The sequence below is a fragment of the Nocardia sp. NPDC058244 genome (assembly GCF_042882065.1).
Classification (GTDB): Bacteria; Actinomycetota; Actinomycetes; order Mycobacteriales; family Mycobacteriaceae; genus Nocardia.
Genome location: NZ_JBHVWX010000003.1, coordinates 691,069 through 703,058, shown reverse-complemented (window position 1 = coordinate 703,058; position 11,990 = coordinate 691,069). Strand labels below are relative to the sequence as shown.

Sequence of the window (11,990 nt, the reverse complement as noted above, 5' to 3'; positions counted from 1 at the left end):
GCCGGGAACCCTCGCAGGTTCCCGGCCCGGCGGCCGTTTTGCGTTCGGGGGTCAGCAGCGGGCCGGTCTCTTCCAGAACGGGTGCTCGAACGGGTACCTCGGCCACCAGGAACGCCACGAGCAGGATGCGGGGTGACGGGGATCACCGCACCCGGCGACGCGCGCGAGGGCGGGCGCCGAAAAACGGTACACCGTGCACGGACGGTTTCCGCATGCTCGATCATGAAGAGTGCGAGCGCGATTCGGCGGTTCCGCGGACGCGGATCTGTCGGTGGCCTCGCCTAGGGTCGGCGCAGGTGCTCGGCCCGGCAGTGACGACGGAGTGAGGGTGTGTGAACCGGCTACGCGATCAATACGACGCTTTGCTGCTCGACCTGGACGGAACGCTGTACCGCGGTCCCGAGGTGATCGACGGCGGCCCGAAAGCGCTCGCCCCGGACGGTGAATCGGCGCAGCGGCTGGTCTATGTCACCAACAACGCGGCCCGTGGGCCCGGTCCGGTGGCCGAGCATCTGGCGGAGCTGGGTTATCCGGCGACCACCGACGACGTGGTGACCAGCGCGCAGGCCGCGGCCGGGATGCTGGCGCATCGACTGGCTCCCGGTTCCCGGGTGCTCGTCGTCGGTACCGACGATCTGGCCGCCGAGATCACCGCGGTCGGGCTGGAGCCGATCCGGCGCTTCGGCGAGACCCCGCCCGACGCCGTCGTGCAGGGCCATTCGCCCACCACGGCCTGGCCCGACCTCGCCGAAGCCGCCTACGCGCTGCGGGCGGGCGCGCTGTGGGTCGCCGCCAACACCGATCGCACCCTGCCCAACGAGCGCGGGCTGGCGCCGGGCAACGGCTCGATGGTCGCCGCGCTGCGCACCGCCTCCGATCGGGAGCCGCTGGTGGCGGGCAAGCCGTTCGCGCCGCTGATGGAAGACGCGCTGGAGCGGGCAGGTGCCCGCGCCGCGCTGGTCGTCGGTGATCGTCTCGACACCGATATCGAGGGCGCCAACGGTCTCGGGCTCGACTCGCTGCTGGTGCTCACCGGTGTCAGCACGCTGGAGGATGTCCTGATCGCGCCGCCGGCCCAGGTACCCACCTTCATCGCCACCTCGCTCGACGCGCTCAACGACGACATCGTGCCCGAGGCGGTCGCCCCCGCGGCGGTCGCGGAACTGTTGCGACAGCACCCAGGCCGGGCGGTACGCGTGCGCGCAGCCGATTCGGAAATCCGATAGCGTTGACGACACGATGAGTACTCCGAGTTCACCGACGCCCGGCGCGCCGCAGCCACCCCGTCCCGGGATTCCCCTGCCCGGCAGTCACCTGCCCGGTGGTCAGGCGCGGCAGGAACCGGCCGACCCGCATCGGATCAAGGCCGAGGTCGACGCGCTGCTGGCCGAGCTCGGCCAGGTACCGGTCGCGACCGGACCGGCCGAGAACACCGAGACGGGAGCCGACATCACCCGGCGTGCGCGCATTCTCGAGCAGGCGCACGACGTGCTGGTGGACGCCCTGGCGACAGTGGACAAGATCTGAGGTGGCCAGGCGAGCGCGTGTGGACGCCGAACTGGTTCGCCGGGGATTGGCGCGATCGCGAGAACACGCGGTCGAGCTGATCAGCGCGGGCCGCGTCCTGATTGCCGGCACCGTGGCCGTGAAACCGGCGACGGCGGTGGAGACCGGAACCCCGCTGATCGTGCGGGAGGAACCCGACGAGGTGTCGTGGGCGTCGCGCGGGGCGCACAAGCTGCTCGGCGCGCTCGAGGCGTTCGAGCCGCAGGGCCTCAGCGTCGCGGGTAAGCGCTGCCTGGACGCGGGCGCGTCGACCGGTGGATTCACCGATGTGCTGCTCTCACGCGGCGCGAAGGAGGTGGCCGCGGTCGACGTCGGGTACGGCCAGCTGATCTGGCGGTTGCAGAACGACGACCGGGTCCAGGTGTACGACCGCACCAACGTGCGCAACATCACCCCCGAGATCATCGGCGGCACAGTCGAATCCGTCGTCGGTGACCTGTCGTTCATCTCGCTGGGCCTGGTGCTGCCCGCGCTCGCCGCGTGTGCCGCCGACGGCGCCGATCTGCTGCCGATGGTGAAGCCGCAGTTCGAGGTCGGCAAGGAGCGGGTCGGTTCCGGCGGGGTGGTGCGCGATCCTGCCCTACGCGCCGAGGTGGTGGGCGAGGTGGCCGCCGCGGCGGGCGCGCTCGGGCTGCGGACCCAGGGTGTCGTCGCCAGCCCGCTGCCCGGTCCGTCGGGCAATGTCGAGTACTTCCTGTGGCTGCGCAAGGTCGGCCCGTTCGACTACGACGCCGCGGCGGTGGCAGCGCTGGTCGCCCGCGCGGTCGAGGAAGGTCCCCAGTGAACACGCACGACGGCGGTAGGGAGATCCTGCTCGTCGCCCATCCCGGCCGCGCGGAGATCATCGAGACCGCGCACCGGGTGGCGAAGATCTTCGCCGAGGCGGGCATCTGCCTGCGGGTGCTGGCCGACGAGGCCGACAGCACCCGGTTCGAGAACGAGCCCGCCGGTTACCCGGTGCGGGTGGTGCCGCACAGCCCCTCCGCGGCGATCGGCTGCGAGATGGTGCTCGCGCTCGGCGGCGACGGCACCTTCCTGCGCGCCGCCGAACTCGGCCGCCCGTCCGGAGTGCCGGTCCTCGGCATCAACCTGGGCCGCATCGGTTTCCTCACCGAGGCCGAGGCCGAGCATCTCGACGAGGCGCTGGCCCAGGTGGTCGACCGCGACTACCGCGTGGAAGACCGGATGACCATCGATGTCACCGTCCGCGTCGACGACTCGATCGTCGAACGCGGGTGGGCGCTCAACGAGGCCAGCCTCGAGAACGCCCAGCGCATGGGCGTGCTCGAAGTGGTGCTCGAGGTCGACGGCAGGCCCGTGTCGTCGTTCGGCTGCGACGGCATCCTCATCTCCACCCCCACCGGGTCGACGGCCTACGCGTTCTCGGCGGGCGGGCCGGTGGTGTGGCCGGAACTCGAAGCGATGCTGGTCATCCCGAGCAACGCGCACGCGCTGTTCGCGCGACCGCTGGTGACCAGCCCGGAATCGCTGATCGCGGTGGAGACGGTGGCGACCGGGCACGACGCGATCGTTTTCCTCGACGGCAGGCGCACCCTGGCCCTGCCGCGCGGTGGCCGCGCCGAAGTGGTCCGCGGCGAACGACCGGTGCGGTGGGTGCGGCTGGATTCCGCGCCGTTCGCCGACCGGATGGTGCGGAAGTTCCAGCTGCCGGTCACCGGCTGGCGGGGTAGACAGCGAACGGAGAACAGCCGCGATGCTGACAGAGATCAGGATTGACGGACTCGGCGTCATCTCGACGGCCACCGCGCAGTTCCATGCAGGCCTGACCGTCCTCACCGGGGAGACCGGTGCGGGCAAGACGATGGTGGTCACCAGCCTGCATCTGCTCAGCGGCGCCCGCGCCGACGCCGGGCGGGTGCGGCTCGGGGCGGCCAAGGCCGTGGTCGAGGGGCGATTCGTCATCGACGACGTCAACGACGCGGCCCGCACGGCCGTCGGCGAAGTGCTGGAATCGGCCGCCGCCGAGGCCGACGAGGACGGCAGCGTGATCGCGGTCCGCACCGTCAACAGCGACGGGCGCTCCCGCGCGCACCTGGGCGGCCGCGGCGTGCCCGCCGCGGTGCTCGGCGAGTTCACCTCCCGGCTGCTGACCGTGCACGGCCAGAACGACCAGCTGCGGTTGCAGCGGCCCGAGCAGCAGCTCGCCGCGCTCGACCAGTTCGCGGGCGACGGCGTCGCCGGGCTGCTGCGCAAGTACCAAGTGCATCGCCGGACGTGGCTCGACGCCCGCTCGGAACTGCTGGAGCGGACCGCGCGCAGCCGGGAGCTGGCGCTCGAGGCCGACCGGCTCAAGCATTCGCTGGCCGAGATCGACGGCATCGCACCGGAACCCGGTGAGGACACCCGGCTCGTCGCCGAGATCCGCAGGCTCAGCGATCTGGATTCACTGCGCGAGGCCGCGGTCGCCGCGCACGAGGCACTGTCCGGTCCGGCCGACTCCGCCGCCGACGGTGGCGGCGTGCTCGATCTGCTCGGCGGTGCGCGGGCCCGGTTGGATTCCGCCGACGACCCGGGGCTGACCGCGCTCGCGCCGCGGCTGGGCGAGGCGATCGCGGTGGTCGTCGACGTGACCACCGAACTCAGCGGCTATCTCTCCGAACTGCCGTCGGACCCGGGCGCGCTCGACTCGATGCTCACCCGCCAGGCCGAACTGAAGTCGCTGACCCGCAAGTACGCCCCCGACATCGACGGCGTGATCGCCTGGGCCGACGAGTCCCGCGCCCGCCTGGATTCGCTGGACGTGTCCGAGGACGCGCTGGCCAAACTCGCCGGCGAGGTGGAGACCGCGGCGGGCAAGGTGCGCGAGGCCGCGCGCAAACTCAGCGCGGCGCGCGCGAAGACCGCGGGCAAGCTGGCCTCGGCGGTGAGCACCGAACTCGGCGGGCTGGCGATGGGGAAGGCCCGGCTCGAGGTGCAGGTGCGGCAGCTGCCGGCGAACGCGCAGGACTCGGCGCCGATCGAGATCGACGGCGCGCGGCTGCATGCCGGGTCGCACGGGGTGGACGAGGTGGAGTTCCGGCTCTCGGCCCATTCCGGCGCGCAATCGCTGCCGTTGAGCAAGAGCGCCTCCGGCGGTGAGCTCTCGCGGGTGATGCTCGCGCTCGAGGTGGTGCTGGCCGGCTCGGATCACGGCGCGACGATGGTGTTCGACGAGGTCGACGCCGGGGTCGGCGGCCGGGCGGCGGTGGAGATCGGCAAGCGGCTGGCGCGCCTGGCGCGCACCCATCAGGTGATCGTGGTGACCCACCTGCCGCAGGTGGCCGCCTTCGCCGACACCCACCTGGTGGTGAACAAGTCCGACGACGGAAAAGGCAAGGTGGACAGCGGAGTTCGCACGCTGACCGACGACGAGCGGGTGGTCGAACTGGCGCGCATGCTCGCCGGCCTGGACGACACCGAGACCGGCCGCGCGCACGCGGAAGAACTGCTGGAGACCGCGCGCGCGGAACGCACGCCGGCCTGATCGCGCGGGTGACGTCGCCCGCGCGGGACGCGGGCGACGTCGACGCGACTACTTCAGGGCTTTGCGGACGCCGCCGATGAGCTGGTTGGTCAGCTGACGCAGGCCGAATTCGAGGACCGGCGCAGGCACGGGCAGCGACGGCTCGGACTCCATCGTGTAGACCACCCGGGTGCCGCCGGAGCTGGTGTCGGCGAAGGTGATGATGCCGACGTGGCGCTTGACCGGCGCGCCCTTGACGATCTTGTACTCCATGCGCTCGCCGGGGACCAGCGCGGTGATCTCCTCGGTGACGCCCGCCTTGCCGAAGCCGAGCACGTGCTGTGCGCCGACGCCGGTGGCCGGGTCGCCCTGCTTGATCAGCTTGACCTGGATCGGCAGGTAGGGGCTGACGGCCTCACGCTCGGTGAAAAGGCGGTAGACGATGTCACGAGGTGCGTCGAAAACCGTCTCGACGGTGCTGCGGGGCATGGATGGTCTCCTGTCCGAGGTATCTGTGACCCGCAGCATACGGGTAGATCTCAGCCCCGCTCCGACCTGGCCGCCATCGCATCGAAGAACCAGTGGTATTTCGTGTTGTGGAACGCGGCGAAGCGCCACGCGCCGTCCTGGCGCACCGCGACATAGATGTTGTCCTTGGTGTTGCGCCGCGTGCGCGTGCGCTTGCCCTTGACCACCGCGCCCCGGCCGTCGACGACCGCGACATCGGGGGTGAGGAAGCGCAGCCGGGTGATCTCGCCGTCGAGCCGGGTGTTCTTCAGGTACGTGGCGAACAGGTCGGCGTGACAGGCCTCGATGGCGTCGCGGCCGGTGTAGTGGCGGCCGAACCAGGTGACGTATTCGGCGTCGTCGGTGAACGCGGCGGCGAACGCGCGCGCGTCACCGGCGGCCCAGGCCTCGCTCGTCGCCGTGAACAGGGCGCGGATCGCGCTGTCGTCGGATCGGGTCTCGGTCATGACGTCCTCCGGAAACTAGGATCGATCGGTCAGAGATCGATCCAGAAAGTAGTGTCTTCAGTAATTATCTTACTAGGGAAGATGATTACGGGCGGAGTGGAAGGTGTCAAGCGATGTCCGACAGGAGGGCCGAGCTCGCGGCCGCGTTGACGGTCGCAGCGCAGCGCAGCGCGACCGACGGCGTGATGCTGCACCAGGCCGTCGCCGACAAGCTCGGTCTGCACGTCACCGACCTGCGCTGCCTGAACATGCTGCGGCTGGGCGGGCCGGCGACCGCGGGGGAGCTGGCCGCGCAGACCGCGCTCACCACCGGTGCGGTCACCAAGATGGTCGACCGGCTGCTGGCCGCGGGATATGTGCGCCGGGAACACGATGTCGCGGATCGGCGGCGGGTGATCGTCACGGCGATCCCGGCGCGCATCGACGAGATCGCCCCGCACTACGAGCTGCTCGCGCGCAGCTTCGCCGCCGCGCTCGACGACTACTCCGACGAGCAGCTCGCGCTGGTGCTCGACCTGTTCGAACGCCTGCACGCCACCTCGCTCGAGGTCGCCGGGAAGTTGCGGGAGAACGAGGAGGCGTAACCCTCGTGCGGCGGCGTCCGACATACTGACCGGAGATCGTTGGTTAGCCGAACTTTGTGGATTGCCCCCGCCCCGGCGGTGGGCCGACCGAGAGGAAGCGCGACACGATGCGATGGATCAGCAGGATCGGCGGAACGGCCGCGGTCGCCGCGGCGGCAGTGCTCGGAGCGACCGGCCTCGCCGCCGCCGAGCCGGTGACCACCACATTCCCCGGGGCCGCGGCCCTGTGGGGCTGGAGTATGAACGGACCCGGCACCGACCATGTCACCGTCACGGCGACGACGGGTGAGCGGCCGGGGCAGACGTCCTTCGGCGTCACCGCCGTGCTGCCCTACAAGGGCGACGGTTCCCCGTGGTTGCGGGCCCGCGTGCAGTGGCTCAACGTGACCACCGGCGAATCGGGGATCGCCGACGTTCCCTACATCCACCCGTGCACCGATCCCGCGCAGTGCCCGGTCGGTCCCGTCACGGTGCGCACGGGCGCGGGCCAGGTCGTCGCCGGTGTCTACGCGGTGTCCGTCGGCGGCAATATCGGTCCGAGCGTGACCGTGCTGCCCGGCTACGGCACCTTCCAGGCCCGCTGAATCCCCACTCGGCGACGATGCCGGCGGGTTGCTGTGTTCGAGGATCACAGTGACGAATGTGACCGGTGATTCGGCGCGCCTCCACCAAAGGTTGAGGGTTTGCCCGCATCATCGGCCACATGAAGATGCCGGCGTTGTTGTCGAGGAACACGGAAACGCTGCCCGGTGTCACCGGGATCGCCCGGGTGGATCGCAACACCCGGCGATTGCTGCGGCGCGTCGGTCCCGGGGACGTCGTGGTCCTCGACGAGACCGACCTGGACCGTCACACCGCCGACCGGCTGGTCGAGGCGGGCGTCGTCGCGGTGATCAACACCTCGCCGTCCATCTCCGGCCGCTATCCCAACCTGGGCCCGGAAGTGCTGGTGGCCAACGGGATCGTGCTGATGGATGCGGTGTCGGCCGACGCCTTCGGCAAGATCAAGGACGGCATGAAGGTCCGCATCGACGAGGGCATCGTCTACGCGGACAAGCTGACCAAGAAGGAACCCGAGGTCCTGGTCGAGGGCATCGAGTTCGACGAGTCGGCCATCGCCGACCGCATGATCGAGGCGCGCAACGGCCTGGCCGATCACCTCGACGCGTTCGCGGGCAACACCACCGAGTTCGTCCGCACCGAGAGCGCGCTGCTCATCGACGGCATCGGTGTCCCCGATATCGAGCTGGAGCTGCGCAATCGGCACGTGGTCGTCGTCGCCGACGGGTCGGGGCACCAGGAGGAACTCCACCGGCTCAAGCCGTTCATCAAGGAGTACGCGCCGATCCTGATCGGTGTCGGCCGGGGCGCCGACACCCTGCGCAAGCTCAAGTACAAGCCGGATCTGATCGTCGGCGATCCCGACGAGATCAGCACCGAGACCCTGCGATCCGGCGCCGAGATGATCCTGCCCGCCGACACCGACGGGCACGCCAAGGGCCTCGAGCGCATCCAGGACCTCGGCATCGGGGCGACCACGTTCCCCTCGTCGGGCTCGCCGACCGATCTGGCGCTGATGCTGGCCGATCATCACGGCGCGTCGCTGATCGTGCTGGCCGGCGCGCCCGCCTCGCTGGAGGACTTCTTCGATCGCGGTCGCCGTGACAGCAATCCGGCGACCTTCCTGACCCGGCTCAAGGTCGGCGCGAAACTCGTCGACGCCAAGGCGGTCTCGACGCTGTACCGGCAGCGGTCCTCCGGCGCCGCGCTGGCGCTGGTGGTGCTGGCGGCGCTGGTCGCGATCGTGGTGGTGATCCTGGCCTCGCACAACGGATCCGAGGTGCTGGACTGGGCCGTCGAGTACTGGAACCGCTTCGTCCTGTGGGTGCGTGGTCTGCTGTGATCTCGCTGCGTCACCATGCCATCTCGATCGCCGCGATCTTCCTCGCCCTGGCCGTCGGGGTGGTGCTCGGCTCGCAGACCCTGGCCTCGGACATGCTGTCCGGGCTGCGGTCGGACAAGGACGACCTGCGCGGCCAGGTCGACGCGCTGAGCGCGCAGAACGACCAGCTCACCGCCCGTCTCGACGCCGCCGACCGCTTCATCGCCGACTCCTCGGGCAGGCTGCTGGGCGGCACCCTGGCCGACCGCAGCGTCGTCGTGTTCACCACGCCCGACGCCGATCCCGGCGACATCGACGGGGTGAGCAGGGCGCTCGAGACCGCGGGCGCGCAGGTGACCGGCCGGATCGCGCTCACCGACGCCTTCGTCGACGCGGGGGAGGGCGACCGGATGCGCTCGGCCCTGACCAATATCGTCCCCGCAGGCGCGCAGCTGCGGACCGGCGCCGTCGACCAGGGCAGCATGGCGGGCGACCTGCTCGGCCTGACCCTGCTGCTCGACCCGGCGACCAACCAGCCGCGCAGTACCGCCCCCGAACTCGCCCTGGTCCTGGAGACCTTGCGCGGTGGCGGTTTCCTCGCCTACGGCGACACTCCCGTGCGACCCGCGCAACTCGCCGTCGTGGTCACCGGCAACGGTGTCGCATCCGACAGTGGGCAGGGCGCGACTATCGCCCGCTTCACCGGCGCGGTCCGGGCCAGGGCGGCGGGCACGGTGCTCGCGGGACGGGCGGGCGCGGCCGAGGGCAACGGCGCCATCGCCCATGTCCGGGCACAGGCGCCGCTGGCCACCACGGTCACCACAGTCGACAATGTCGACCGCGAAATCGGCAGGGTCACAACAGCTCTCGCCTTCACCGAACAACTCTCCGGCGGCGCGGGCCGCTACGGCACCGGCCCGACGGCGACGTCACTGACCATGGTCGCGATGCCTCGCTGACAGCGACCGTGACGAACCGTCGAGACGACTGATTTCCCGAGAACATGGGTAACTCGCCGGGTACGCCCAGGGCTCGCCGACCGCATCACCGCCGGCCCGACGGCCAACACACCCCGCCGCTAACGACCCGCTAAATACGCGGAGAGGCGGGCTGCTGTTACTCTGGAGTTCCGTGGGTCAAACACGGAATCAGGCTCGAAATGCCACCAAGCACATCTTCGTGAGCGGTGGCGTCGCCTCCTCTTTGGGTAAGGGTCTCACCGCCTCCAGCCTCGGTCAGTTGCTGACCGCGCGCGGCATGCGGGTGACGATGCAGAAACTCGACCCGTATCTGAACGTCGATCCGGGCACCATGAACCCGTTCCAGCACGGCGAGGTGTTCGTCACCGAAGACGGCGCCGAGACCGACCTGGATGTCGGCCACTACGAGCGGTTCCTCGATCGCGACCTATCCAAGGACGCGAACGTGACCACCGGGCAGATCTATTCGACGGTCATCGCCAAGGAGCGCCGCGGCGAGTACCTGGGCGACACGGTCCAGGTCATCCCGCACATCACCGACGAGATCAAGAACCGCATCATGGCGATGCAGGGTCCCGATCTCGAGGGCCAGGTGCCGGATGTGGTGATCACCGAGATCGGTGGCACCGTCGGTGACATCGAGTCGCAGCCGTTCCTCGAGGCGGCGCGCCAGATCCGCCACGACGTGGGTCGCGACAACGTGTTCTTCCTGCATGTGTCGCTGGTGCCGTATCTGGCGCCCTCGGGCGAGCTCAAGACCAAGCCGACGCAGCACTCGGTCGCCGCGCTGCGCAATATCGGTATCCAGCCCGACGCGCTGATCCTGCGCTGTGACCGTGAGGTGCCGCAGGGGCTCAAGAACAAGATCGCGCTGATGTGCGACGTCGACGTGGAGGCGTGCATCTCCACCCCGGACGCGCCGTCGATCTACGACATCCCGAAGGTGCTGCACAGCGAGGGCCTCGACGCCTACGTGGTGCGCAAGCTCGGCCTGCCGTTCCGCGACGTGGACTGGGCCGTGTGGGGCGACCTGCTCGACCGCGTGCACTCCCCGCGCGAGACCGTCGAGGTGGCGCTGGTCGGCAAGTACGTCGACCTGCCCGACGCCTACCTGTCGGTGACCGAGGCGCTGCGCGCCGGTGGCTTCGCGCATCGCTCGAAGGTGAACATCCGCTGGGTGCCCTCCGACGAGTGCGAGACCGAGGCGGGCGCCCAGGCGGCGCTGCGCGATGTCGACGCCGTGCTGATCCCCGGTGGGTTCGGTATCCGCGGCATCGAGGGCAAGCTCGGCGCCATCCGGTACGCCCGGCACCGCGGGATCCCGCTGCTCGGCCTGTGCCTCGGCCTGCAGTGCGTGGTCATCGAAGCGGCGCGCTCGGTCGGCATCGACGACGCCAACTCGGCCGAGTTCGAGCCCGACACGAAGAACCCGGTCATCTCGACCATGGCCGACCAGGAAGACGTCGTCGCCGGCGAGGCCGATCTGGGCGGCACCATGCGCCTGGGCGCCTACCCGGCCACCCTGCAGAAGGGCTCGGTCGTCGCGCAGGCGTACGGCTCCGAGCACGTCTCCGAGCGGCACCGGCACCGGTTCGAGGTGAACAACGCCTACCGCGACGCCATCGCCAAGAGCGGGCTGGTGTTCTCGGGCACCTCGCCCGACGGGCACCTGGTGGAGTTCGTGGAGTACCCGGCCTCGGTGCATCCGTTCTTCGTCGCCACCCAGGCGCACCCGGAGCTCAAGAGCCGTCCGACCAGGCCGCATCCGCTGTTCGCCGCGCTGATCAACGCGGCGTTGAAATACAAACTGGCCGAACGCCTTCCCGTAGACTTCCCGGAGGAAGAGCTCGCGGAGCAGGCCGCGGATCTCTGAGAGAGAGCAGCGACGTGAGCCAGCCCGGTAGTCATGACTTCGAGACGGTCGCCAGCCGGGTGCTCTACAGCGGCGCGATCCTGGCCCTGCGCCAGGATCAGGTCGCGATGCCGGACGGGCGGGTCGCCGAGCGTGAGGTCATCGAGCATCACGGCGCGGTCGCGGTGCTCGCGCTCGACGCGGACGGCAATGTCGTCCTGATCCGCCAGTACCGGCATCCGATCGGAACCCGGCTGCTCGAGCTGCCCGCCGGGCTGCTCGACATCGACGGCGAGGACCCGCTCACCGCGGCCAAGCGCGAGCTGGCCGAGGAAACGGGCCTGGCCGCCGCCGAGTGGTCGGTGCTGGTGGACGTCGCGTTGTCGCCGGGCTTCACCGACGAGGCGTTGCGGGTGTTCTTCGCGACCGGGCTCTCCGCCACCGATCGGCCGGAGCCGGAGCACGAGGAGGCCGATCTCGAGCTGGTCCGGATGCCGGTCGCCGAGGCGGTCCGCGCGGCGCTGGCCGGGGAGATCGTGAACGCGACGGCGGTCGCCGGGGTGCTCGCGTACGCGGCGGCCGCGGCGGGCACCGTGCCGCTACGCCCGGCCGACGCGCCGTGGCCGGGTCAGCCGACCGCGTTCCTGCGCCGCAAGGCCGCCGAGGCGCGCGCCGGAAGCGGATCGTGA

General features: G+C 70.4%; 13 protein-coding genes. 11 read left to right on the top strand and 2 right to left on the bottom strand.

All coding sequences use genetic code 11. From position 1 onward, the window contains the following. Window positions 1-332 precede the first annotated feature (332 nt). Genes ACFVW6_RS12985 through recN form a run of 5 tightly spaced genes read left to right on the top strand, consistent with a single transcriptional unit; the run spans window position 333 to window position 5,050 of the window. Window positions 333-1,226 carry an HAD-IIA family hydrolase gene (locus tag ACFVW6_RS12985; RefSeq protein ID WP_378832079.1) on the top strand — a complete coding sequence of 298 codons (894 nt, stop codon included), beginning with the start codon at window positions 333-335 and terminating at the stop codon, window positions 1,224-1,226. Window positions 1,227-1,239: 13 nt separating this feature from the next. Further along, window positions 1,240-1,527, top strand: coding sequence for a hypothetical protein (locus ACFVW6_RS12980; RefSeq protein ID WP_355281029.1), 288 nt, complete (start codon window positions 1,240-1,242; stop codon window positions 1,525-1,527). Window position 1,528: 1 nt separating this feature from the next. Next, entirely contained in the window at window positions 1,529-2,350 is an 822-nt protein-coding gene (locus ACFVW6_RS12975; protein ID WP_355281030.1) for a TlyA family RNA methyltransferase, read from the top strand. Then, a complete protein-coding gene (locus ACFVW6_RS12970; protein ID WP_365013773.1) occupies window positions 2,347-3,303 on the top strand; it encodes an NAD kinase in 957 nt (318 codons plus the stop codon). The genes ACFVW6_RS12975 and ACFVW6_RS12970 overlap by 4 nt, the downstream gene beginning before the upstream one ends. Then, a complete protein-coding gene (gene recN, locus ACFVW6_RS12965) occupies window positions 3,281-5,050 on the top strand; it encodes a DNA repair protein RecN (RefSeq protein ID WP_365013775.1) in 1,770 nt (589 codons plus the stop codon). The genes ACFVW6_RS12970 and recN overlap by 23 nt, the downstream gene beginning before the upstream one ends. A 48-nt stretch (window positions 5,051-5,098) precedes the next feature. On the opposite strand, the gene ACFVW6_RS12960 is transcribed toward recN, so the two are convergent. Together ACFVW6_RS12960 and ACFVW6_RS12955 are read right to left on the bottom strand one after the other, a co-directional pair. Beyond that, the gene (locus tag ACFVW6_RS12960) at window positions 5,099-5,518 is read right to left on the bottom strand and encodes an SRPBCC family protein (protein WP_355281035.1); all 420 of its coding nucleotides are present in this window, start codon (window positions 5,516-5,518) and stop codon (window positions 5,099-5,101) included. A gap of 50 nt (window positions 5,519-5,568) precedes the next feature. Continuing rightward, on the bottom strand, window positions 5,569-6,003 hold the full coding sequence (locus tag ACFVW6_RS12955) for an SgcJ/EcaC family oxidoreductase (protein ID WP_378832075.1): 435 nt from the start codon (window positions 6,001-6,003) through the stop codon (window positions 5,569-5,571). A 113-nt stretch (window positions 6,004-6,116) separates the two neighbouring features. On the opposite strand from ACFVW6_RS12955, the gene ACFVW6_RS12950 reads away from it, so the two are divergent. The 6 genes from ACFVW6_RS12950 (at window position 6,117) to ACFVW6_RS12925 (ending at window position 11,990) form a co-directional block, all read left to right on the top strand. Further along, entirely contained in the window at window positions 6,117-6,587 is a 471-nt protein-coding gene (locus ACFVW6_RS12950; RefSeq protein WP_378832073.1) for a MarR family winged helix-turn-helix transcriptional regulator, read from the top strand. A gap of 107 nt (window positions 6,588-6,694) precedes the next feature. Then, entirely contained in the window at window positions 6,695-7,171 is a 477-nt protein-coding gene (locus ACFVW6_RS12945) for a hypothetical protein (protein ID WP_378832070.1), read from the top strand. A 119-nt stretch (window positions 7,172-7,290) separates the two neighbouring features. Then, window positions 7,291-8,490 (top strand): putative cytokinetic ring protein SteA, encoded by a 1,200-nt coding sequence (steA, locus tag ACFVW6_RS12940; protein WP_378832068.1) that lies wholly within the window; start codon window positions 7,291-7,293, stop codon window positions 8,488-8,490. Further along, the gene (locus ACFVW6_RS12935) at window positions 8,487-9,428 is read left to right on the top strand and encodes a copper transporter (protein WP_378832065.1); all 942 of its coding nucleotides are present in this window, start codon (window positions 8,487-8,489) and stop codon (window positions 9,426-9,428) included. Before steA ends, ACFVW6_RS12935 begins: the two co-directional genes overlap by 4 nt. Window positions 9,429-9,600: 172 nt before the next feature. Beyond that, window positions 9,601-11,322, top strand: a complete 1,722-nt coding sequence (locus ACFVW6_RS12930) for a CTP synthase (protein WP_355281047.1) — start codon at window positions 9,601-9,603, stop codon at window positions 11,320-11,322. A 14-nt stretch (window positions 11,323-11,336) separates the two neighbouring features. Then, window positions 11,337-11,990 carry an NUDIX hydrolase gene (locus ACFVW6_RS12925; protein ID WP_365013788.1) on the top strand — a complete coding sequence of 218 codons (654 nt, stop codon included), beginning with the start codon at window positions 11,337-11,339 and terminating at the stop codon, window positions 11,988-11,990.

Bases quoted from the DNA above. Each gene is read 5' to 3' on its own strand.
- ACFVW6_RS12980 (WP_355281029.1), top strand. From the start codon at position 1,240: ATGAGTACTCCGAGTTCACCGACGCCCGGCGCGCCGCAGCCACCCCGT.
- recN (WP_365013775.1), top strand. From the start codon at position 3,281: ATGCTGACAGAGATCAGGATTGACGGACTCGGCGTCATCTCGACGGCC.
- ACFVW6_RS12960 (WP_355281035.1), bottom strand. From the start codon at position 5,518: ATGCCCCGCAGCACCGTCGAGACGGTTTTCGACGCACCTCGTGACATC.
- ACFVW6_RS12955 (WP_378832075.1), bottom strand. From the start codon at position 6,003: ATGACCGAGACCCGATCCGACGACAGCGCGATCCGCGCCCTGTTCACG.
- ACFVW6_RS12950 (WP_378832073.1), top strand. From the start codon at position 6,117: ATGTCCGACAGGAGGGCCGAGCTCGCGGCCGCGTTGACGGTCGCAGCG.
- ACFVW6_RS12945 (WP_378832070.1), top strand. From the start codon at position 6,695: ATGCGATGGATCAGCAGGATCGGCGGAACGGCCGCGGTCGCCGCGGCG.
- steA (WP_378832068.1), top strand. From the start codon at position 7,291: ATGAAGATGCCGGCGTTGTTGTCGAGGAACACGGAAACGCTGCCCGGT.